Origin of the sequence: Pseudomonas cannabina (assembly GCF_900100365.1) — a bacterium.
Taxonomy (GTDB): Bacteria; Pseudomonadota; Gammaproteobacteria; order Pseudomonadales; family Pseudomonadaceae; genus Aquipseudomonas; species Aquipseudomonas cannabina.
On sequence record NZ_FNKU01000001.1, the window covers coordinates 1130336 to 1153284 of the forward strand.

Genomic DNA, 22949 nt, shown 5'->3' on the forward strand with positions numbered 1-22949 from the left:
TACTCTCTGTCCGGAAGGTGTCTATCTCAGGCGCCCTGGCCTTGAAGTTAGTTCAAGGAGATTGACCCACCGGCACAGGCGCCTGCTGCAATGCATGGCGAGACGAACAAATTGCCCCGCCAGGCACCTGCCAGGGTATGCACCGATACGATTGACCACATCACCGCCAGCAGCGCGACCAGCCCCATGCCGAAGAGGTCGAAAAAGCCCAGTTGCAAGGTCGCGCCAAGCTTTAGGGTTGCCAGCGCATATACGCCCAGCGGAAAGGTGAACGCCCACCAGCCCAGATTGAATTTCAGACCCTGCCTGAAATAACGCGCCGTGATCAGCACCGCCAGCGCCATCCACCACAGACCCAGGCCCCAGAACAGCGTGCCGACCATCACACCGATGCCTGCGGCCACCGTGCCGACCGACGCCAGCCCATGCGCGGCAAAGATCGCCGGGGCTTCGCTGCCCATGACCAGCATGCCCAGCGCGCCGGTGCCGATCGGCCCGAGTGCCAGCCAGCTCGACGCCGCCATGCTCTCGTGGGGCAGTTTGTGCAGCGCCAGACGCAACAGCAGGATGACCAGAATGCTCAACGCGACGGGCACCGAATAGGCCCACAGCACATAACTGGTGATCAGCACGGTGAACTGCGAATCCGCGTCGGCCAGATGCGCTGTCAGCGATCCCCCGCAAGCGGCGGCGACTTCCGCTGCGACCACGGGCAACAGCCACACAGCGGTCATCTTCTCGATGCTGTGTTCCTGGCGGGTGAACATCATGAACGGGATCAACACCCCACAGGCCATGGCCATCGCCACATCCAGCCACCACAAGGCCTCGGCAAGCGGCACGATTGCATTGCCCCAGCGCGCGGGTCCGTACACCAGCAGACCGCTGATAAGGGTCGCCAGCCCCATGGGAATGGTGCCGAAGAACATCGAGACCGTGGAATGGCCAAAGACCTGCCGGGCTTCGTCAAAGAACATCAGCCAGCGGCTGGCGTACATCACGCTGAACAGGACGAACAGGCCGATATTCAAAAACCACAACGCTTCACCTGCTGCACGCAACACGGCCAGATTCCCCGGCAGTTGCGCCAGAGCCAGCGACAGGATGCCGGTGCCCATGGTGACGGCAAACCAGTTGGGAGTGAATTGGCGGATAGCTTCGCGCGGGCTTGCCAGCTCGGCGAAGGGCGCATTGCGGGTGATGGCAGTGACAAAACTGCTCATGAAGTTCTCCTGCGGGCGGCGGTGGAAGCTGTGCGCAGTTTAAGGATCGACAATGAATTCTCTAAACGGGTAATCTCGGTCGTCGTTACCTGATTTTCAGGTTATTTGCTTTCAGCTAGATAAAGTGGAGTTCGGTCTTGAGGCTTAACCTGCGTCAGTTGCAGATTTTTTGCGCGATCACCCGCTTCGGCAGCACCACCCGCGCGGGCAATGCGCTGGCGCTGTCTCAATCGGCAACCAGTGCGGCGCTGAACGAGCTGGAAAGCGCGTTGGGCATCCGCCTGTTCGACCGGGTGGGCAAGCGCCTGCTGCTCAATGACAGTGGCCAGATGTTATTGCCCCGCGCCATGCAGATGCTGGAGAACGCCCAGCAGATCGAAGACAGCTTTTTGTTGCCCGACGCCGCCTTGAATGCGCGCTTGCGCATTGGCAGTAGCAGCACCATCGGCAATTACGACTTGCCGGCGATTGTCGGTGCACTGCGTGCCTCGGCACCGTTGCTGCGGGTGGACGTGGACATCGGCAACAGCGCGCTGATCGCTCACAAGGTCGCCCGGTTCGAGATCGACATGGGGCTGATCGAAGCACCATGCCATCTTCCGGAACTGATCGCCGAGCCGTGGCGGGTCGATGAGATGCTGATTGTGGCGGGCAGCAGCCATCCGCTGGCCCGTCAGAAACAGGTGTCGCTGGGCGAGTTGCAGAGCGCCGAATGGCTACTGCGCGAGCCTGGGTCGGGCACTCGCGAGGAGGTCGAGCACTTGCTGCTCAGGCACTTGCATGACCTGAAAGATATGCGTCAGATCGGCAGTTCCGAAGCGATAAAACGCACCCTGGCGCAGGGCATCGGCATCAGTTGCCTGTCCCGTCGGGTGGTGGCTGACCTGCTGGCGAGCGGGCAGCTGCAGACGCTTGCCAGCCCGTTGCCGCCGCTGAACCGACGCTTTTTCATGATCCGGCATCGCGACAAGTTCATTTCCCCAAGCCTGGAGAGGTTCCGGGAAGCCTGTCGCCAGGCCGCCGATCAGACGACCACGTTGCGCCACGGCTTGAGCCACAGCGCCAGCCCGACCAGCAGCGCTGCGCCGTAAGCGCAGCTCAGCCCCAGTTGCAGCCAGGTATTTTGCAGCGGATGCAGCAGCAGGGCGGCGATCACCATCAACAGGCTGGCCAGCAGCCAGTGACTGCGCCACGGCAAGGCGCGCAACAATGCCTGACGACGCATCAACAGCAGACCGGTCACCAGCGCGCCGCCCAGCGCTGCAATGGCAATGCCGGTCAGACCGAACACAAAAGGCAAGGTGCCGAGCAATACCGCATTGCACAGGCTGCCGATCAGCTCGCAATTGAGCGGCAGGCGCGTGTCACCGGCGGCGTAGGCATAGCGCGCCAGCAGCGCGTTCCACGCGCCGAACATCAGCGGCACGGCGAACCAGGCCAGCAGTCCCGGCAACGGGCCGCCATGGGTCTGGCCGGGCAGCAGCAGAGTGACCAGTGCGCCCGCCGCGCCGATCAGACCGGCGACGGCCGGCAAGGTCAGCAAGGTAGCGCTGCCCAACCCGCGTCTCAGCAGCGACAGGCGCTGGTCGCCTGCGCTGCCGCTCATTAGCCCGAGCAGCACCTGGTTCAGGCTCATCAGGGCGATCAGTGGCAGGTTGATCAGCTTGCGCGCCAGATTGACCCAGGTCACCGCGCCTTCACCGAGCAGCGAGGCGATCATGCGCTCCAGCAAGGCCAGGCCCTGACTGGCCAGATTGCTGCTTAACAAAGGCCCGATGCGCTGCAACAGTTCGCGCACTGCACCGGCTTCCGACTGCCATTGCCATGGACGCCAGCCCGAACGGTACACAGCGGGCAACAACATGCCCGGCATCAACGCGCTGCCCAGCACACAGGCGCTGGCCAGGCCGGTGGAGGTGGACGCGTGGCCGAATACAGCGAGGTAGATCACCGGCGGCAGGTTGAACAGCAAAGAGCCAAGCCCGGCCAGCACAAACCGTGAACGGGCCTGAAGTGGCACGCAGAACAGCGCATGCAGCAGGAAACCCGGCGCGCTCCAGGCCAGCCAGCGCAAACCGCTGGCCGACTGCGCATAGCCATCGGCGTCGAGCCCCGGGCCGATCAGGCGCACCAGTCCGTCTGCGCCGATTGCCAGTAACAGACTTAACGCCACCCCGACCAGCATCAGGCGCGGGGCCATGCCGCCCAGCCAGCGTTGTTGCCGGTCCGCAGAGCGCTGCTGATAAAGCGGTAAGGCGGCAGCGCTGAGCAGGCCCGCCGCCAGCGACATGCGCAGCGCTTCAGGCAAAAACATCGAGACCAGAAAGGCATCGCTCTGGCTGCCCGCACCCCAGGCCGCTACCAGCAGCCATTCACGGGCAAATCCGGCGGCCAGGCCGGTGAGGGTGGCCAGCGTCAGCCAAAGTGTCGAACCGAGCATCGCGCGCGCCGCTGATCAGTGAAACAAGGTGAACAGGCCTTTGCCGCCCACCTTGTAATTGAGGTTACGCGCACGTTCGCCTTTGACCTCGGCGTTCGGGCCGCTGACGATGACGTAAGGCGCGACGGGTTTGGACACCACGCTGTTGCCGCCGACCACCGCGCCTTCACCGATGTCGGCGCCGAACGAGAGCAGTGCGCGGCTGCAGATCCACGCGTAGTCGCCGATGAACACCGGCCCGCCCACGGCCCAGAACTCGGGCTCGTTGAGGTCGTGGCCGCCAGCGATGATCAGCACGTGCGAGGCGATGGTGACGTGATCGCCGATCACCAGCCCGCCGCGGGCATCGAGCTGGCAGTGCCAGCCCACGGTGGTGTCATTGCCGATGCGCAGGCTGTCGACACCCAGCACTTCGGTGTTGCGCCAGACGGTCGAACCCTTGCCGATCTTCGCCCCGCCCATGCGCAGCCACAGCAGGCGCAGGGTGTGGCTCGGAATCTTGCAGATCAGGATGTTGTAGGTCTGTTCCCAGACGCGCAGCATGCGGTCGCGCAGGGTTGGCCAGTTGATCCCGTACAAGGGAATCAGCGCGCCAAGGGTTTCGCTGGCCAGCAGTTTGTAGAAGCGCCGCGCCAGCGGGTGTTCGATTCGGGGCTCGATATTCAGGTAGCAGATGAACGACAGTGTGCGCTCTTTGATACGTGTCTCGAAACACACTTCGTTGTCCAGCATCCACTGGTAGGCCGCTTCCAGCTCTTCGAGCGGCACAGCCATCTTGCGTGCGTAGTCAGGCAGCGCCTCTCTGAGGTTGTGTGAGTGCAGCATGCGGTGTTTCATACGGAGGCTTCCAGCTTGGGTGAGGCAACAGGGTGGCTTTCAGGTGCAACGGCGCTTTTTGCGTTCAGGGTGCGCATGCGTCTGGTTTCGTGCAGGCTGATGCCGATGAACAGCCAGAACAATGCGGCCAGCACGCTGGTAAAACTGAAATAGTGGTCGAACAGGCCACTGAACAGCGCGGCCAGCACGCCGATCATGCAGCCCAGGGCGATGGCGTTGTCGCGGGTCAGGACGATCCGTCCGCTGAACGGGCGCACCTCTTTCCACCAACTGACCGTCACGGCGATGAACAACAGCATGCCGGGCAGGCCGATTTTGTAGATGAAGTTCAACCACAGGTTGGAGATACCGAACTGCGTGTAGCCGATAACCGGCGGATCGGTCTTGAAGCCGATGCCGAACGGGAAGGTGGCCATGGCGTCCGGAAAGTGGCTGTACTCCAGAAAGCGAATCGCGGTGCTGACGTCGTCATCGGTGAACAGCCCCATCAGCCGCTCTTGCAGCGGTGGGTAGAACATCAACAGCAAGACCCCGGCGACGTTGCCGCCCGTCAGCAAGCGTCCGAGGTGTGGAATGCGGCGGTGCGCCATCCATAACATCAAGGCCAGCAGACTCACCAGTGCCCCGCGTGAACCGGTCAACAACAGCCCGATGGCGCCCAGCATCGCCACCGCCAGGCCCAGCTTGCGCGCCGAGCCGCTGCGGGTTATGCCGAAGCAGAACGCCAGCGGCAGCAGCATCGCGAGCGCACCGCCCGCCACGTTGGGGTGCATCCACGGCGAGCCCATGCGGCTGGAAAACGATTGCAGGCTTTGGGTGAGGGTGTCCGCGCCGCTGTAGCCCAAGCTGCCGAGGATCGGGATGATGGCGGTCGCCGTGCCTTTGGCCACATAGAGCGAAATCGACAGCAGCAGCATCAGCAGGGTCCCGCCGAGCAGCGCCATGACCGCGTTTTCAAGGTTTTTGCTGTCGGTCAGCAAGCGCGGGACCAGAAACAGGATCGACAGGTTGAACAGCCAGCGCACCCAGTTGATCGGTCCGTTGCCCTCGGCAACCACCGTCAATTGGCCAACCAGAAACGGGAAGGCACTGAACAGCATCAGCGCCACCAGCAGCTTCTCGGTGCGCAGCATGCTCGGCACGCGGGCCTGTTCCTGAAACATGGCCTGCAACAGGTAGCTGCCCCAGGTCAGCATGATCAGCGCTTCGGACACCGTGGTGCGAATGCCGATCTGCACCGTGGAGTAGGGCAGAAATGTCCCGATCAGGCAAAACAGCAAGAGGCCCAACACCGGGCGACGAATCACCGTGGCGGCCGCCGCAAGGCCGATCGCGGCCAGCAGCACGAAAGGCGCTGGCAGCAGCCAGACCATCACGCCGAACATCAGGCTGAACAGTAATCCCACAGGCAAGGCCAACGGCATCAGCGTAATTCCTCCAGCGCGGCGCGCACGCGTGTGCAGAAGGCATCCAGGTGATAACGTTCGGTCCAGTCGCGAGCCACGGCGGGGTCCTCTTCAGGTGCCTGCGCCAGGGTACCCATCAGGCGAATCAGGTTGCCGCTGTCGGTGGGTGAAAAACGCGGACTGTCGGGTGGGGCGACCTCATCCAGCGACGAACCGCTGGCGACGGCGACCGGCGTACCCACATTGAGCGCCTCGATCACCGGCAGGCCGAAGCCTTCGCACCACGACGGCTGCCAGAGCCGCTCGGCATTGCGATAGACCGCATGCAGCTCAGCGTCGCTCAGGCCGGTCAGCACGTGCAGCCCCGGCAACTGACGCTGGGCTTCGGTCAGCGGTTCATCGCCACCGACCAGCACCAGCTCGGGCGTGTCGACGAACTGCATGCGTGCGGTCTGCCAGGCCTCGACGAACCATTTGATGTTCTTGCGCGGCTCGCGCGTGCCCACGCCCAGCCAGTAGCGCACAGGCAGACGCAGCTGACTGATGTCGGCCGGTTCGCCGTTGAAGTTTTCCACCAGCAGCGGCACAACGCGCAGCTTGTCCTTGATCTGTGGGAACAGACGCACGGCCTCGTCTGCGGTGAACTGCGACGGGGTCCAGATCTGGTCAGCGACTTTCAGCGACCAGGCAATCGACAGGTAATCGGTCAGCCGATAGATGCGCGCTTTCAGGCGTGAGCCGTGATTGTTCTGCTGAGTGAGCTGAAACAGGTCGTGCAGTTGCAACACGTAGCGCATTCCCGCCGGTTTGCGGCCCAGTGGCAAACCCATATTGATGTTGGCAACGTAGATTTCGATCCCGGCGTCGCGCAGTGCCTGTGGCAGCCAGGCGCCTTCGAAGCGCAGCCGGTCCGGCAGGCGATGCACCGAATCCAGTGGCGCGGCCCAGCGCGGTGCGTGCATCAGGCGGCGTACCGGATGGTCATAAGGCGCCACGCCGAACAGTTGCAGTTGGACGTCCGGCTGCGCGCGAAACGCCCGTTCGAGGGCCAGGTTCTGGCGGCCGATGCCGCAGATGGGATAACCGGCTGCCGCGCGGTAATCAAGTCCTATACGCATGAGCGCGATCCTTGCTTGGGGAGCGAAAAACGGTTGTAGATCACTTCCAGTTGAGCGGCCGACACAGACCAGTCGTGGCGGGCGCGTACGTAAATACGGCCAGCTTCACCGATCTGCTCGAGCCGGGCAGGTTTGTCGATATATTCGACGATCAGCGTCGCCAGCCCGGAGGCTTCTTCGCTGCCCAGATAATGTTCGCCATTGGTGACCGACAGGCCGGAAACACCTTGTGCCGTAGTGACCACCGGCAGCCCGGCGGCCATGGCCTCCAGCGTCTTGAGTTTGGAGCCGCCGCCCTGACGCAACGGCGCGAAGAACATCGCCGCCGTGGCCTGCAACGCGCGCAGATCCGGGACGAAGCCCAGCCATTCGATGCGCGGATCGGGCCAGCGCTCACGCCAGGTTTCAGGCATGCCGAAGCCGCCGATGGCGAAGCGCACCTCCGGTGCCTGAGCCCAGACCTCGGGCATGATTTCGTCCAGAGCCCACTCGATGGCGTCGATATTGGGGCCGTATTCATAGTTGCCGATGAACAGCAGGCGGTGGCTGGTGCGGTTGGCATGAACGCTGGCGTAGTGGCCGCAATCGACGCTGTTGACCACGTACGACGTCGCCCTGCCGCTCAGGCGTGAGAGCGCCTTGGCGTCGTCTTCGGTCACGGCAATCAGCTCGCCGGTCTGCTTGAATACGCGTTTTTCCCAGCGCCGGTAACGCCAGCGGTCGTACACGGCGAACAGCCCGGCCCAGCGCGGCAAACGGTCGTAACTGGCCGCGCCAAGGTCGGACTCAACGTTATGCTCGGTAAGCACGAACGGCTTGCCCGAGCGCTTGAGGGCGCGTTCGAAGGGTTGGAACGAATAGGTGTGCTGCAACTGGATGATGTCCCAGTCTTCCTTGAGCAGTTCTGCGAAAACCTGTTCCAGTTGTGGTGCGTAACCATTGATGCTGGCCAGCATGGGAGGCGGCGCAAAGGCTATGGCCAGCAAGGTGCGCAGGCTGAACAGCGGGCGGCGGTCGACCACGATCAGGCGTTCCAGCCAGGGCTCGACTGCGGCGCGGCAACTGTCATCCAGCGGGGTTTTGGACTGCACCAGCAAGGTGATGCGATGACCACGCGCCGCGAGGTTGCGCAGCAAGTGATATTCCCGGGTCTTGCCGCCACTGGTAGTCGGCCACGGCAGGTAGGGGAGTGTCCATAGAATTCGCATGCGTCAGGGTTTCCATTCCAGAATCTGTAGCGTCGGCTTGAGCAACAACGTAATGCCCTCGCTGCCGGACAGCGGCGTACGCCCGCCGGTGAGCGGATCGTGCACAACGGCGGCGGTGATGTCCGGAAAGGTCAGAAACGTGCCCGCGGCACTCCAGAACATCAGCAAGCGCGTGCCATCGGCGCGGCTCCAGGGCACAGCGTACAAATCATCGGGTACACGGCTGACGGCAGGCGCGTCGGCAGGTTGCAAACGCGGACCGGTGATCGTCAGAAAGTTTTTCAAGGCACCGTAGACAGCCTTGGGGTCGGCTTGCAGGTCAAGCAATCCGTAGCCCTGGTCGCGGGCCGAGGCGCGCTCATCGAGGTCGCTGAGGTTGAACAGAAAGATGCGCTGGAAATCCATCGCGCTCATCAGCGCCAGACGCCGCAGGGTGAAATCTGCCTGACCATTGGTGCCGATCAGGCGCTGCATTTCCACCGGGCCCGAGTAGCTCGACCAGCCCCATTCGGTGGCCCAGACCTGGGTGACGCCGTTGCCGTGCAGCAGGTTGTTCATGGCATTGGCGCGCACCAGAAAATCCCGGTCGGGCACCGAGTCGCCTTCCGGGTATTCGGAATACGGGTGGTAGGCGGCCACGATGTTCTGCTTGCCGAGGCCGTTTTCGAGCAAAGTCTGCAGCATGTAGCCAGAGGTGCTGTGCATCTGGCTGTAATAGGCCATGCCGGCGGTGACGATGGTCTTGTCCGGCAGCACCGAACGAATCGCGTTGGCCGTGGTGGTCAGCAATCGGCCATAGGCGGCCGGGTCTTCCTTGGGCAGCCAGATGATGTTCGGTTCGTTCCACACCTGCCAGTTGCCGACCTGCGGATAACGCTGGGCAAGGGCGGCCATGCGTGCCGCGAAGAGGTTGAAATCCGTGGGCGGGTACTGATCGCGGCTGGCCGCGTCGGCCGGAGCACTGCTGGCGAAGGGCGCCGAGCCCACCAGATACGCCAGTGTGTTGTAATTGCGGGCCTTGATCGCGGCCATGGCCGCGTCCAGTTCGGCCAGCGCGTACTGGTCCTTTTTGGGCTCGATGATCGGCCAGTGGATAGTCAGTCGCACCCAGTTCAGGCCCAGATCGTCGAGACGGTTCATCTGTTGCTGGTAAATGTCCGGGGCGAAATACTGGAACTGCACGTTGACGCCCAGAAAATCCTTCCAGACCACCTCGCGAGGCGCTTTCAGGACGGTCGCTGCCTGAACCGCGCAGCTCAGCAGGGTGGTCATCAGCGCAGCCGTGAGGGGCTGCCGGAATCTGGACGGACGTTGCATATCATTTCACCTCGCAGGCCTGTCGGAAAACATCCCGAAAACGTTCAGCAGTGAGGCTCCAGACCCGGGACCTGCCCATGTCCAGCGCCTTCTCCGCCCATTGCACAACCAGATCCGGTGTCGCGCAGACATGCGTCAAGGCATTCGCCAGGCCCTCGACGTCACCCTGCGGATAAATCATGCCGTTGCCATGCGAGACTTCTTCGGCAAACGAGCGGGCATCCGAGGTAATCACGCCGCGTCCGCAGGCCACAGCCCAGGACAAGGCGCCACTGGTGCCGCGCAGTTGGCCGAGAATCTTCAGTTTGCTCGATTCACGATAGGGCAGCACCATCACATGGTGGGCCTTAATCACCTTCGGGATCTGTTCGGCGGGCAAGTCCAGTTGCCAGTCGACGAGGTCGGTCAGGCCCAGCCGACGGATATGCAACCGCAACTGTTCCAGGTAACTGCCGGACGGACCGAACGCCATTTCCGGCTCGCTGCCCCCGGCGAGCGTCAGGCGCACGTTCGAGCGCAACGCTGGCTGGGCGGTGAACACGCTGGCCAGCGCGTCCAGCAGGTCTTCGATCCCCTTGCCGCGATAGATAAACCCGAAGTACAGCAGGCGCAGCGGTTTCAACGGTGGCAGGGGTTGCGGTTCAATGGCCACGTTGCCGTGATTGATCACCACCATTTGCTCCGGCTTGAGGCCCATGCGCTGCATGAGGCTGCGACTGCCGGCCTGGGTGAGGGTGATCAGGCGCGTCATGTGCCGGGCCAGTTGCCGTTCTTCATGCAAGCACAGCGGATCGGCCAGCACCGTGGCGATCTCCGGCAAGGGCGAGCGCATGCCGCTGGCGATGGACAGCGGCCAGGGCAGTTTTTCCCGACGCCAGACCAGTCGTTCGGGGTCATGAACGGTGGCGGTCAGTGGCAGTGTCGGAAAGCGCCGACGCAGGCTGCGCAACGCCTGAAACTCCGCAAGCCGCCCGCCACCCAGCTCGGCATGCACCAGATCGATGCCGCTCCAGTCGGTGTCCGCCACTCGCTGTCCGACCGCGCGAGGGTCGTTGCCGATCCCCTGCAATGGCGTGCTGATTTGCAGCCCGAGGCCTTCCAGCGCCTGGCGAAGGTGCCCGGCATAGTCGGCGATGCCGTTCTGCTCAGGAGGTAGCGGGGCCAGCAGGGCAATGCGCATCAGCCACGGCTCCCGATCCGCTTGAGAAACCTCAAGACCCGCTCCGGCACTTCGAAACGGCGGCGGTTGATGATGATGCCGTCGACTTTCTTGAAGGCGGTGTTGAGGTTATGCAAGGTGTCTTCCAGCATCGGCACCGTGGTTTCCTGAGCCCGTACCACCAGCACAATCAGATCGGCCTTGCGCAGCAACACGAAGGCATCCTGATTTGCGGCCAGGGCCGAGGCATTGATCAACACGATCTCGCCAGGGCTGGCCGGGCCGGGGCCTTCGGAACGCACCCGATGGCCCTGTTCGGTCAACAGTGTGCTCAGCCGCTCGATCACGAACGATACGCCCGCACCAGATTTGACCGACGTGAAACCGATGGTCAGTCCGTGCCCGTCGACCTGATCCAGCGGCAGAATGCCGTAGATCCGGTGCAGGTTGGAGGTGAAGGCGGCGCTGCGTTCCTGAGCCCGCTCCAGGTCCGGCAGGCTGGTCCAGACCGGCACGCCGAAGCTGCTTTCGATCTTGTCGCCGTCATGAATGCGCTGGTCGAGCAGGTAGAAGAAGTACAGCGCCAGAACGCCGACCACAAGGCTCAACGGAATCGCCAGCAGCAGCATCAGCAGGCTCTTCGGGAAGACCCGGCTGGGGTTGAAGGTGGCTTCTTCGATGGTCGCGATGTTGCTGATCTGGCTGTTGTCCAGTTCGCGGTCGATGCGCGACTTTTCCAGGCTGTCCTTGTACAACGCGTAGCTTTTCTGGGCTGCGTCCAGCTCGTTCTGCAGGCGCGACAGTTCCGGTTCCAGGTTCAGTGCCTGCTGACGGTCGTTTTCCAGTTGGGCAATTTGTGCGTTCTGCTGGGCCAGTTGAGTCTGCAAACGTGCATAGCTGGTCTGCTGGTCGGCATACACGTTCTGCATGCGGTTGTAGATCGGGTTGGGCGTGATGCTTTCCGAGCGCTGGACCGTCGCGTCCTGTTCGTTGAGCAGTTTCTTCAGGTTGGCAATTTCTTCATTGACCGCACGAATCGGTGGCGCCTGCTCCTTGAACGAGCGCAACATTTCCTGACGTTCCACTTCTTTGCCGTTGATACGGTTCTGCAGGTCCTGACGATTGGGATTGAGCGCCAGCTCGCGTCCGGCCGAAACGGTTTTGGGCTGCTCGGCCAGCTGCTTTTTCAGCAGGTCGAGGCCGGCTTTGGTCGAGGCGATGGAGCGGGTGGTGTTGTTGCGCTCGGTACGCAGGTCATTGAGCCCCTGCGACGTATCAGCCAGGCGCTGGGCGATGCTCACCGCGCTCAACTGATTGAGGTAGTTCTGGATCTGCTTTTTGTACTCGATGATGTTCTCGGCAGTGGTTTTGACTTCCGACTCGTAGAACGCATACAGGCTGACCCGGCCCAGCGTCTTGGTGCGCTGCAACTGGTACTCTTCGATCCAGGTCCTGAGCACGGTCTGCGCAGTAGCCGGGTCGTTCCAGGTGAAAGTCAGTTCCATCACCGATGAGCCCGGGTCGTGGCTCACCTTGAAGTTTTTCTCCAGGTCTTCGGCCAGTCGCTCCGCCTGCGAGCGTTTTTCCACCAGACCGATGAACTGCAGCACGCTGCGAAATCCTTCGACGATGCCGCCGACAACCGTCTTGATGCCGTTCTTCACCGAGGCCAGCACACCGGTTTGAGGTTGCGCCATGGACAGCTCGGCGAGGTATTTCTCGGATACCGCACGCATGATCGGGCGTCCGGTCAGCATGCGTTCCTCGTCCAGCAATGGATCACGCAGGCCGCTGGGCAGCACGATGGACTGGCGGTCGGAAAGCTCGATAGGCACGGTGCTGCTGTCACGGCCGGGCTTGACCAGCAACAGCGCAGTCGATTCATAGCGGTTGGGGAGCAGAAATGCGCCCAGCAGGATGATGACGAAAGTCGCCAGCACGGTAATCTGGACTTCGCGCTTGAAGATGAAAAACAGGCGCAGCAAGTCGCGGAATGAACGGATGTTGATCATGTCTGTTTCCCTGACAATTAATTGTTGTTGCGCAACTCGTAGTTCAAGCCCAGGCCGATTGACTTCGCGAAGGGAATCAGCTGGTTGAAATACAGGGAAACGCCGTCAACCTTGTTGCCGACCGATGATTTGGGAACGAACACGATGTCGCCGCGTTTCAACAGTACCGGCGCCGTGGGGCCTCCCGCACCTGCCCAGAGGAACTTGCTGTAGTCGAAGAGGTAGGTCTTGTAGAGCCCGTTTTCTTCCTGACGCAACAGTGCGACCTGACCGGCATCTGCATCCAGTGCCACACCGCCAGCGCCGACGATCGCTTGCTCCAGACTGGTGGCGATACTGGTAGACAGGGTGACCGAGTTGCGTACCGCACCGCCCACGAACACGGTATTGCCCGGAGACTGGGAGATATTGATGGTCAGCGCCGTTTCGCGGTAGACGTTTTGCAGTTTGCTTTCCAGCAGGTTATTGAGCTGTGGCAGCGTAAGGCCGGCTGCTTTGACGGTGCCGATGTACGGGTAGGAAAACGTACCGTCGTTGAGCACCTGAAACAGTGTCAGTTCATAGATGGAGTTGGCGGTGAACGCCGAGATGGAGGGCGCCTCGCCGCTGTTGCGCACAATCCGCAGCGTGTCGCCGGCCCTGATCCGCTCCGGTGGTAAAGGCTTGCCGGCCAGCGCCCGTCCCGCGGCCTGGCTGGCTTCAATCTGCGCGCGGTCATCGGGCAGGCCGATTCTCGAGGGGGTGTTGCACGCGCTCAACAGCAATAAGCTGGCGATCAGCATCATGCTCTTCATTGTTCCTGAACTCCTGTCATGCACAAATACGGCTCCCTTGCGGGTAATAAATTCATGGTGGCGGGGTGTTGCTCAGCTCTTTACAGCCTGCTCGGGTACACGTCCGTAAATGTCGGTGAAGCGTACGATGTCGTCCTCGCCCAGATACTCGCCGCTCTGGACTTCGATCATCACCAGATCGATTACGCCCGGATTGACCAGCCGGTGGGTAAAGCCCGGTTTGATGAACGTCGATTCGTTGGTGTCGAGCATGAATTCGCGCTCGCCATTGGTCACAGTGGCCATGCCACTGACCACGATCCAGTGTTCGCTGCGGTGATGGTGCATCTGCAATGACAGGGAGGCTTGTGGGCGAACCACAATCCGTTTGATCTTGAAGCGCTTGCCTTCCTCGAGCACTGTGTAAGTGCCCCAGGGGCGGGTGACGGTGCGGTGCAGACGATACGCATCGTGCCCCTGACGCTTGAGCTCCTGGGCGATGATCTTCACGTCCTGACTGCGTCGGCCGTCTGCGATCAGCAAAGCGTCGGGGGTGTCGATGATGATCAGGTTATCCAGGCCGATGGCGCCGACCAGGCGTTTGGGCGAGTCGATGTAGCAGTTGCTGACGTCATGCAGCACGGTTTCGCCATTGCACTGGTTGCCTTGCGCGTCGGCGGCCGTCAGCTTGCGCACGGCCTGCCACGAACCGATGTCACTCCAGCCGAGTTCGCACGGCACGACGGCAACTTTTTCGGAACGCTCCATCAGCGCGTAGTCGATGGAAATGTCGGGGACGAGGCCAAACGCGTCGCTGTCCAGTTCGATTTGCAGTTCGCGGTTGCCTTCCTTGCGCTGGCTTGCTGCCAGGCACGCCTGCACGGCACTCAGCACCTCGGGGGCGTGGGTTTGAAATTCGCGTAACACGGCATCGGCGCGCATGCAGAACATCCCGGCGTTCCACAGGTGCAGGCCACCATCCAGCCAGGCCTGAGCGGTGGCTGCATCGGGTTTCTCCACAAAGCGGGCCACCTGGCAGCCTTCTGCACTGAGCGCCTGACCTTTCTCGATGTAGCCAAAGCCGGTTTCCGGGGTGCTGGGCACAATGCCGAACGTCACCAGCCAGCCCTGGGCAGCCAGTTGCTGCGCAGCCGTCACGGCCCGGAAAAATGCATTGACATCGGTGATCAGGTGGTCGGCAGGCAGCACCAGCAGTTGTGCATTATCCCCGTAATGCTGGCTGATGTGCAGCGCGGCGGCGGCAACAGCGGCGGCGGTGTTGCGGCCGAAGGGCTCAAGGATGAAATCCAGACGTGCCTTGCCCTTGTTGAGCTGGCGATAGTCATCCACAGTGCGAAAGTACACTTCGCGGTTGGTGACGGTCAGCAGATGATCGACGCCGGGCAGGCCGACCGCGCGCTTGAAGGTTTTCTGTAACAGGCTTTCGCCGTCCGGAAGGCGCATGAACGGCTTGGGCATGGCTTCGCGCGAGACTGGCCACAGACGGGTGCCGGAGCCACCGGCGATGATGCAGGGAATAAGGATGCTCATCAATAAGCCTCGCGAGTGAAAATCACTGCCGGGACAGTGCGCATAAGGATGTACAGGTCGAACCAGACGGACCAGTTTTCGATGTACTCGAGATCGAATTCGACGCGTTTTTCGATTTTTTCCACGGTGTCTGTTTCACCACGATAGCCGTTGATCTGCGCCAGCCCGGTAATACCGGGTTTGACGCGATGGCGCGACGTGTACTCCTTCACCGCCTGTTCGAACAAAATGCCTGCCGCCTTGGTCGCGGTCGCATGCGGGCGCGGCCCGACCATCGACATGCTGCCGGCGACCACATTGAACAGTTGGGGCAATTCATCCAGGCTGGTCTTGCGAATGAAGCGGCCAACCCGCGTGATCCTGGCGTCGCCCCGGGTGGTCTGTTGTTCGGCGGTCGCATCAGCCTGGTGCTGGTGCATGGAGCGGAACTTGAACACCTCGATCAGGCGATTGTTGTAGCCATAGCGTTTCTGCCGAAACAGCACCGGGCCCGGGGAGTCGAGTTTGATCGCCAGGGCCACCAGTAGCATCACGGGCGACAAGGCCAGCAATGCCAGTGACGACAGGACGATGTCCTCGGCACGCTTGATGAACGGCGACCAGCCATTGAGCGGCACCTCGGACGCATTGAACATCGGCAGTCTGGCGACTTCGGTGATGCGGTTGTGGGTGTGCCGAAAGGCGATCATGTCCGGCACCAGCAGTACGTTCACCGGTAGCCTGCGCAGTTCACGAATGATGTAGTCCATGCGGTTTTCCGCCGTCCAGGGCAGGGCGACCAGCACTTGAGTGACTTTCTCTTCGCGAATCAGCCGCTCCAGATCGCTGGTGTTGCCGAGCATCGGCAGGTTGGCGACGGTCTTGGGCATGCGCCCGATGCGGTCATCGATAAAGCCGGTCACGCCCGAACGAATGTCTTGATGCTCGAGCAGGTACTCGGCCAGGCGCTGGCCGTTTTCAGTGGCGCCCAGAATCACCGCATGCTGCAGGAACACGCCTTTGCGCATCTGGTGCTTGAACAGCATCAGCAGCAACAGGCGGGTGATGGCGAACAAAGCGAGGCTGCCCAGATACCAGATGACTAGTTCTTCATGAGTGAGGTAGCCGAACATGCCCAAGGCCTGTTGCATGAACAGCAGCAGGCCGAATGCAGCCGACCAGGCCAGGGCAATTGTGCCCATGCGCAAGTCGTTGCTGAACAGCGCTTCGGAATAGATCCCCATGGCCTGAAACACCAGCACACCGACAAAGCCGAAGAACAACATGATGGCCAGGTAGCTCTCGGGTGCGTCGACTCTGCTTTCCTTGGTCAGCAGCATGATCAGCAGACCGGGGAGCATGCAGGCGATGCCGTGGGTCAGGCGAATACCGAAGAGAAAGTATTCGACCAGACTGGTACGGGTGAGCGAAAGACTGTCAACCGGTTGTAACCTCATAAAACTCCTCTACTTCCTGTAAACGCCCGGTTCCAGCTGATTCCCGAGGTTTCTGATCGCCTGCATGCAGCGTCGGAAAAGAATCTTTGTGCTGATTTCGTTGTAGCGTAGCCATTGCCATGTCAGCGTGGTGGCTAATTGGGACTGTCTTTTGTGAATAACACTTTATATATGTCGTCCGCTTCCGAATTTTATTTAAGACTTTTCAATCGTTTGTGGATGAAAATCCCTCAAATGAATGGTTTGTGCTGTCAGTAAAGCTTATGGATCCGAAAACGTCAGGCCTAACGTGTTTCATTTCTGAAACAAGCCCTAGTTCGAACGCCGCGCATTGTAATCAGGCCCCGCGCTGACGGGCGCAAACGCACATTGGCCAGGCCGGAAAAATTTTCTGACGTCGATGGGCTTTTTTCAGTTGGCTGTCCCGTCCTGAATAAGGTTTACACCTTCTGACCTTTCCTCAGGAGGACTCAATGAATTCGGGCAAAAGGCGCAGCCAGCGCGATTACACGCTAGCCTTTAAATTATCGGTCGTAGATCAGGTTGAAAAAGGCGAGTTGAGTTATAAAGAAGCCCAGCGACGCTATGGCATCCAAGGCCGGTCGACGGTGCTGGTCTGGTTACGAAAGCACGGTCGACAGGATTGGAGCCAAGGCGCATCAATTCGAGAGCCGAGGAACAGGTCCATGACCGAGCCAACACTCCCGCCGACACCTGAGCAGCGGATTAAAGAGCTTGAAGAACAGCTGGTGCTGAGCAATCAGAAGGCCCAGTTCTTTGAAGCTGTCGTGAACGTCTTGAAAAATGACTACGGTGTTTCCATCGTAAAAAAGCGACCCGGCAAGTCCTCTCGCAAGGGCAAATCCAAGACCTGAGCATTACCAGGGCTTGCCTGTTCATGGGTATTTCGCGTCAAGCGTATTACAAGCGTAATCGCGCTTTTGACGCGAAGGTCCGCCAAGACCAAGAGGTGGTGGACTTCGTCCTGGAAAAGCGGCGTCGCCAGCCCAGGCTGGGAACGCGCAAGCTGCACTACTTGATGAGCGTCGAAGCTCCTGCGTCGTTGTGCGTGGGTAGAGACCGTCTGTTTACCATCCTTCGTGATGCGCGCGAGCTGGTTCCGCGCAAACGGGCTTATCACAAGACCACTCATAGTCATCATCGCTTTCGCCGCCACCCCAACCTGCTCAAAGCAGGTCCTGAACAAGTCGTGGCCAATGGACCCGAACAGGTCTGGGTTGCAGACATCACCTATCTGCCTACACAGGAAAGCGTGGCCTATGTGAGCCTTGTGACAGATGCGTACTCACGCAAGATCGTTGGTCATCATGTGCATGAAAGCCTGCATACCCAGTCGGTGATAAAGGCACTGGAAAAAGCGGTAGGAGAGCGAAAAACCGATCAGATGCTGATTCATCATTCAGATCGCGGTGCCCAGTACTGTTCCGACCTCTATCAGCGGCTGCATACCAGGCATGAAATCCGGTGCTCGATGACTGATGGTTATGACTGTTACCAGAACGCTATGGCCGAGCGAATAAACGGAATTTTGAAGACCGAGTTTCTACTCCATCGGCCTAAAGACTTGGCAGATGCAGTGAAAATGGTGGATGAATCGGTGCAGATCTACAATGGGGAGCGACCACACTTATCCCTGAAATACAAAACGCCCGATGCGGTGCATCGGGCGTTTTTGAGCGTGAAACAGGTGTAAACCTATTTCAGGACTAGACAGGCTGGGGTCACACTCATGCGCCGCGACAGAATGCAGTCGCGCGCTTACGGACAGAAAAGAGCATTGCTCATCGGGTTTCATCTGCACGGTTCATCAGAGGAGGTGTCATGACACAACGCAGGGCAATGCTCATTCTTCACGGCAAACAGGCGCTCAACGAAGACGTGCGTGACGCTGTCGCCGACAAACGCAATCAGGGCTGGGAGCTCGACGTCAGGGTCACCTGGGAAGGCGGCGATGCACAGCGTCTGGTCAGCGAGGCGCTGGCCGCCGGGCATCGGCATATCGTCGCGGGCGGCGGCGACGGCACCTTGCGCGATATTGCCGAAGCTCTGGCGCTGGCCAATGAACCGCAGGCCAGCCTGACCATTCTGCCACTGGGCACGGCCAACGACTTTGCCCGCGCTGCCGGGGTGCCGCTTGAGGTGTCACAAGCCCTGCGATTGATGGATGTAGAGCCAAGCGCGGTCGATCTGGGTGAAGTGGGCGGCAAGCTGTTCCTGAACATGGCGACTGGTGGCTTCGGCAGCCAGGTCACCGCCAACACGTCGGAAGACCTGAAGAAGGTCCTCGGCGGCGCCGCGTATCTGTTTACCGGCCTGACGCGTTTCAGCGAGCTGCATGCTGCGCATGGGGAGCTCACCGGTCCTGATTTTCACTGGCGCGGCGACCTGCTGGCGCTGGGTATCGGCAACGGCCGGCAAGCAGGTGGCGGACATGAACTGTGTCCCACTGCTTTGGCCGATGACGGCCTGCTCGACATCAGCATCCTGCCCGCCCCGCAAGAGGTAGTCGGCACGTTCAGGCGGCTGCTGGAAGGCGGGCTGGGGATCGACAACATGTTCATCCGCGCTCGTTTGCCCTGGGTAGAACTCAAGTCTGCGCAGGGTCTGGACATCAACCTGGACGGCGAGCCGCTGTCCGGTGAGGATCTGCGTTTTGTCGCGCGTCCGGGCGCGCTGCACGTCCATTTACCGCTGGACTCACCGCTATTGAGTCGCACGCCGCTGCTCAATCATCCAGACTGATAATTCGCTCGCGGACGCAAAACAGCACCAGACCGGCGACATCGTAGATCTGCAAGCGCTTCATGATCTGCGAGCGATGAGTTTCGACGGTCTTGATGCTGAGCCCCAGACCAGCGGCGATCTCCCGAGTGGATTTGCCGCGCACGATCAGGCGCAGGATTTCAAGCTGGCGCGCCGTCAGGTTGTAGCGTTCCTTCGATTCCAGGCGCCCGTCGTGTGGTGTGGCGTCGTTGCTGCGCTCGATCACAACGTGGGCAATCGCCGGGCTCAGGTAACGCTCGTCGTTGCGCAGTGCATCCAGCGCCCGCTCCAGTTCGGTGGCTGTAGCATCCTTGAGCAAATAGCCATGAGCGCCTGCCTCCAGCGCACGCAAAATCATCTCCGGGTCGCTGAGCATCGAAAGAATCAGAACCTTGCAGTGCGGTTGCGTGCGTCTCAGCTCCCGCAATACGCCGAGGCCGTCGACGTTTTTCATGCAGATGTCGAGAAGAATGATGTGGGGCTGAAGTCGTTGCGCGAGGCTCGCCAGCTGCGCGCCGTCGGCGGTTTCGCCAATAATTGCGTAGCCCGGAATATTCGCAACCAGCGCTCGCACGCCGGCTCTGATCAGTGCATGGTCATCGATCAGCAACAGATTGCAGGTCATCGTGGCTCTTTGTGTAGATGGGCCAGCTCATGGCAGCGAGAAAACCGTCTGCCATTGCCGAGGGCAGCACGGACGTTTCTGATGCAGGCAATACTACCTCAGTGGCAAGGCAAGTCAGTGTTCACCTGTCGGACGCCGAATGATGTGCCTGCGACAATTGCTGAATGGCAGGCTGCCGTAATGATCGACAGAGAGCTGGCTGGGCGCCTGCGATTACTGGCGTGTGGCATCCGTGGAAGAAACAGGCGATCTGGAAGCGCTGGCAAGTTTTTCCAGCAGTTCGAGCTGTTCCTGATTATCCATTTTCAGCTCTCCCGTGTTCGGGTCGAGCAATTCGACCTGCCACGAGATGAGCGTCAGGCAATTTTTAACCGTCAGCAATGCCTCGTGAGACAGAGCGTGGGGCTGACTGTCCGTTTCCAGGCGCTGACACAGTTGCCGCGAAAAGTCGGCAATACAGGGCACCGAGGCGGCTTGTGCTTCCTGGGCGAGTTTGCGCAGGCTGGTCACGAGGCAGCCGATAGCGTCCTCGTCGTCGGAGATCAGTTCCAGATGCGCCAGGCACTCTTCTGATTTGTACAGAAGTGCCTGAGTCGTACTCAGGAACTGGTCGTGTTTCTGCTGCCAATCATTGCTGCTCAACATCCTTTGTCTCCACAGATCATGGATCGCAAACTTCCGCTTGAGGCGGATGGTTGACAGTAAATGTCGATTCCAAACAAAAGTCTGTAGGGCATTTCCGAATGTTGCAGATAACGGAGATGTAGGGGGGTCATACGGGCAGCCCTGAGTCACTCGATTGCTTCGCCGTGGTCGGCATATGGCATTCCAGAGGCTGCGCGACACTCGGCAGAACCGACGCACCAGACGACGATGCCGCTCGATTGCCGGATTTGAAAGCGACTACGCACGCTCTCTCCATTCAGGCAATGGGAATACCTGCACGATAGTGGCAATTATATGTCGATCATATCAGGTGATCCCTGATTGACTTTTTTGGCTTCACCAGAAAAGAAGCAGCGTCATGTCAGAAATCTCCGGCTGAAGCAGCGACCCTGGCAGCCTCGTCTGCACACAGGCAGTGCTGTACCCGCAGAGTGTAGTGCTAAAGTGACATCAATGCCTGGACATGACCTTTATCGCTATTAAGGTCCGGCGCTTTTCAGCCGATACAGCTTTTGCAGACTCATCATGACCATTGCTTCTGGAGCTAAAATGGCAGGCATTCTCGACACAGTAGATCAACGCACACAGCTGGTGGGCGAGAATCGCCTGGAAATTCTCATGTTTCGCCTTGCCGGTCGGCAGTTGTTCGCGATCAACGTGTTCAAGGTCCAGGAAGTCCTTCAGTTGCCCAAGCTGACCCTTATGCCGCAACGACACTCGTTCGTGTGCGGTGTGGTCAACCTGCGCGGTCAGACCCTTCCGGTGATCGACCTGTCCCAGGCCATCGGCATGCGTCCACTGGTGCCGGGGCCTGGCAGCACGATCATCGTCACCGAGTACAACCGCTCGGTTCAGGCCTTCCTGGTCGGCGGTGTCGATCGTATCGTCAACATGAACTGGGACGCGATCATGCCGCCACCGGCCAGTGCCGGTCGCCAGCATTACCTGACGGCGATCAGCAAGGTCGATGATCAACTGGTCGAGATCATAGACGTTGAAAAAGTCCTCGCCGAGATCGTGCCGTACAACGCCAAGGTATCCCGCGAGAAGCTCGAAGATCCAGTGCTGGAAAATGCCCGCGGTCGCGAAGTGCTGCTGGTCGACGACTCCAAGGTGGCGCTGGCGCAGCTGCGCGACACCCTGTCTCAGCTGGGCTTGAAGCTGCACGTGGCCAGCGATGGTCTCAAGGCGCTGAACATGCTCAAGGCCTGGGCGGACGCTGGCGAGAACGTGCAGGAAAAACTGCTGATGGTGTTTACCGATGCCGAGATGCCGGAAATGGATGGCTATCGTCTGACCACCGAAATTCGCAGCGATCCGCGCCTGCGCGCGCTGTACATCGTGCTGCACACCTCGCTGTCCGGCAGCTTCAACGAATCGATGGTCAAGAAGGTCGGCTGCGACAATTTCCTTTCCAAATTCCAGCCTGACAAGCTGGTCGAAGTGGTGCGCGAACGTCTTCTGATGATCATCTGAAGCGACAGCGCTCCATGCGCGTGATGCCCGCCGGGTCTGCTTCGTATAAGCTTTGATGTCTGCATCAAAGCTTATCGTGCCACTCAAGGAACCGGCCCTCATGTTACGTCTCAGCTCGCTCTATCGCTTCCCGCTCAAGTCCTGCAAGGCTGAGACGTTGCAGCGCGCATCCTTCGATCAGATGGGCCTGGCAGGTGACCGCCGCTGGATGCTGGTCGATGAGAGCACGGGCCGGTTCTTCACGCAGCGCGCCATCGCGCACATGTCGCAATTGTCTGTGCTGTGGAATGCCAGTGGCGGCGTGACGCTTTCTGCGCCCGGTTTCGATGCGCTGGATGTGGCGGTGCCGCTGGATATCGAGGCCAATCTGCGAGGCGTGACTGTCTGGCGCGATTCCCTGCAAGTGCCTGATGCGGGTGATATGGCGGCCGAGTGGGTCAGTCGCTTTATCGGCAAGCCCACGCGCATGGTGTACATGCCTGCCGAGCGGGCGCGCTGGATGCCCGGTGGCCATGGTCGCGACGAAGGTCAGGTGAATTTCGCCGATGGTTTTCCGCTGCTGCTGATTGGTCAGGGCTCGCTCGACGACTTGTCGGCGCGGATGAGCAGGCGCATGGAAATGCTGCGTTTCAGGCCCAATCTGGTGATCGAAGGGGCCGAGGCTTTTGCTGAAGATGGCTGGAAGCGCATCCAGATCGGCGACATCGAATTCCATCTGCTCAAGGCGTGTGCGCGCTGCATTCTGACCACCATCGACCCGTCTACCGGGGAGCGCAGTGCGGATCGCGAGCCTTTTGCTACGCTCAAAAGCTACCGGGAAGTGGAGGGCAACGTCATGTTCGGCCAGAACATGGTCAACGACGGGCCTGGAGAGCTGGAAGTAGGCATGCCGGTCGAAATACTGGAATAGCGCCGACC

Annotated in this window: 19 protein-coding genes; 5 read left to right on the forward strand and 14 right to left on the reverse strand. The window is 60.5% G+C overall.

Annotated elements, in window-relative coordinates; translation table 11 throughout:
- Positions 1-47 precede the first annotated feature (47 nt).
- Positions 48-1223, reverse strand: coding sequence for a TDT family transporter (locus BLT55_RS05365; RefSeq protein WP_055000413.1), 1176 nt, complete (start codon positions 1221-1223; stop codon positions 48-50).
- Between the two features lie 137 nt (positions 1224-1360).
- On the opposite strand from BLT55_RS05365, the gene BLT55_RS05370 reads away from it, so the two are divergent.
- The gene (locus tag BLT55_RS05370; protein ID WP_055000414.1) at positions 1361-2314 is read left to right on the forward strand and encodes a LysR family transcriptional regulator; all 954 of its coding nucleotides are present in this window, start codon (positions 1361-1363) and stop codon (positions 2312-2314) included.
- Here BLT55_RS05370 and BLT55_RS05375 read toward each other — a convergent pair.
- The 11 genes from BLT55_RS05375 to BLT55_RS05425 all read right to left on the reverse strand — a co-directional run bounded on the left by BLT55_RS05375 (position 2248) and on the right by BLT55_RS05425 (position 16480).
- Entirely contained in the window at positions 2248-3663 is a 1416-nt protein-coding gene (locus BLT55_RS05375) for a lipid II flippase MurJ (protein WP_055000415.1), read from the reverse strand. The genes BLT55_RS05370 and BLT55_RS05375 overlap by 67 nt on opposite strands.
- Before the next feature lie 15 nt (positions 3664-3678).
- Entirely contained in the window at positions 3679-4500 is an 822-nt protein-coding gene (locus tag BLT55_RS05380; RefSeq protein WP_055000416.1) for an acyltransferase, read from the reverse strand.
- The gene (locus BLT55_RS05385; RefSeq protein ID WP_055000417.1) at positions 4497-5924 is read right to left on the reverse strand and encodes an O-antigen ligase family protein; all 1428 of its coding nucleotides are present in this window, start codon (positions 5922-5924) and stop codon (positions 4497-4499) included. Before BLT55_RS05385 ends, BLT55_RS05380 begins: the two co-directional genes overlap by 4 nt.
- Complete coding sequence (locus BLT55_RS05390; RefSeq protein WP_055000418.1) at positions 5924-7024, reverse strand: glycosyltransferase family 4 protein; 1101 nt, start codon at positions 7022-7024, stop codon at positions 5924-5926. Before BLT55_RS05390 ends, BLT55_RS05385 begins: the two co-directional genes overlap by 1 nt.
- Positions 7015-8232: a glycosyltransferase family 4 protein gene (locus BLT55_RS05395; protein WP_007251257.1), complete on the reverse strand. Its 1218-nt coding sequence runs from the start codon at positions 8230-8232 to the stop codon at positions 7015-7017. The genes BLT55_RS05390 and BLT55_RS05395 overlap by 10 nt, the downstream gene beginning before the upstream one ends.
- Positions 8233-8235: 3 nt before the next feature.
- Positions 8236-9549, reverse strand: a complete 1314-nt coding sequence (locus BLT55_RS05400) for a cellulase family glycosylhydrolase (protein ID WP_055000419.1) — start codon at positions 9547-9549, stop codon at positions 8236-8238.
- 1 nt (position 9550) lies between these two features.
- Positions 9551-10729, reverse strand: a complete 1179-nt coding sequence (locus BLT55_RS05405) for a glycosyltransferase (RefSeq protein ID WP_055000420.1) — start codon at positions 10727-10729, stop codon at positions 9551-9553.
- Positions 10729-12720, reverse strand: coding sequence for a GumC family protein (locus BLT55_RS05410; RefSeq protein WP_007251260.1), 1992 nt, complete (start codon positions 12718-12720; stop codon positions 10729-10731). The genes BLT55_RS05405 and BLT55_RS05410 overlap by 1 nt, the downstream gene beginning before the upstream one ends.
- Positions 12721-12737: 17 nt before the next feature.
- Entirely contained in the window at positions 12738-13514 is a 777-nt protein-coding gene (locus BLT55_RS05415) for a polysaccharide biosynthesis/export family protein (protein ID WP_055000421.1), read from the reverse strand.
- A 72-nt stretch (positions 13515-13586) separates the two neighbouring features.
- Positions 13587-15044 carry a mannose-1-phosphate guanylyltransferase/mannose-6-phosphate isomerase gene (locus BLT55_RS05420; protein ID WP_055000422.1) on the reverse strand — a complete coding sequence of 486 codons (1458 nt, stop codon included), beginning with the start codon at positions 15042-15044 and terminating at the stop codon, positions 13587-13589.
- Positions 15044-16480 (reverse strand): undecaprenyl-phosphate glucose phosphotransferase, encoded by a 1437-nt coding sequence (locus BLT55_RS05425; protein WP_055000423.1) that lies wholly within the window; start codon positions 16478-16480, stop codon positions 15044-15046. Before BLT55_RS05425 ends, BLT55_RS05420 begins: the two co-directional genes overlap by 1 nt.
- 473 nt (positions 16481-16953) lie before the next feature.
- On the opposite strand from BLT55_RS05425, the gene BLT55_RS05435 reads away from it, so the two are divergent.
- Together BLT55_RS05435 and yegS are read left to right on the forward strand one after the other, a co-directional pair.
- A protein-coding gene (locus BLT55_RS05435) for an IS3 family transposase (protein WP_167359962.1) occupies positions 16954-18194 on the forward strand; the annotation gives its coding sequence in 2 pieces (ribosomal slippage) (positions 16954-17305 and positions 17305-18194; 1242 coding nt in all).
- A 128-nt stretch (positions 18195-18322) separates the two neighbouring features.
- Positions 18323-19243, forward strand: coding sequence for a lipid kinase YegS (gene yegS, locus BLT55_RS05440; protein ID WP_042913632.1), 921 nt, complete (start codon positions 18323-18325; stop codon positions 19241-19243).
- Here the strand turns inward: yegS and BLT55_RS05445 are convergent.
- The gene (locus tag BLT55_RS05445) at positions 19227-19889 is read right to left on the reverse strand and encodes a response regulator (protein ID WP_055001319.1); all 663 of its coding nucleotides are present in this window, start codon (positions 19887-19889) and stop codon (positions 19227-19229) included. The genes yegS and BLT55_RS05445 overlap by 17 nt on opposite strands.
- Positions 19890-20102: 213 nt before the next feature.
- On the reverse strand, positions 20103-20534 hold the full coding sequence (locus BLT55_RS05450; RefSeq protein WP_055001318.1) for a hypothetical protein: 432 nt from the start codon (positions 20532-20534) through the stop codon (positions 20103-20105).
- Between the two features lie 570 nt (positions 20535-21104).
- Here BLT55_RS05450 and BLT55_RS05455 point away from each other — a divergent pair.
- On the forward strand, positions 21105-22031 hold the full coding sequence (locus BLT55_RS05455) for a chemotaxis protein CheV (RefSeq protein WP_007251267.1): 927 nt from the start codon (positions 21105-21107) through the stop codon (positions 22029-22031).
- A 100-nt stretch (positions 22032-22131) separates the two neighbouring features.
- Complete coding sequence (locus BLT55_RS05460; protein ID WP_055001317.1) at positions 22132-22941, forward strand: MOSC domain-containing protein; 810 nt, start codon at positions 22132-22134, stop codon at positions 22939-22941.
- Positions 22942-22949: the final 8 nt, after the last annotated feature.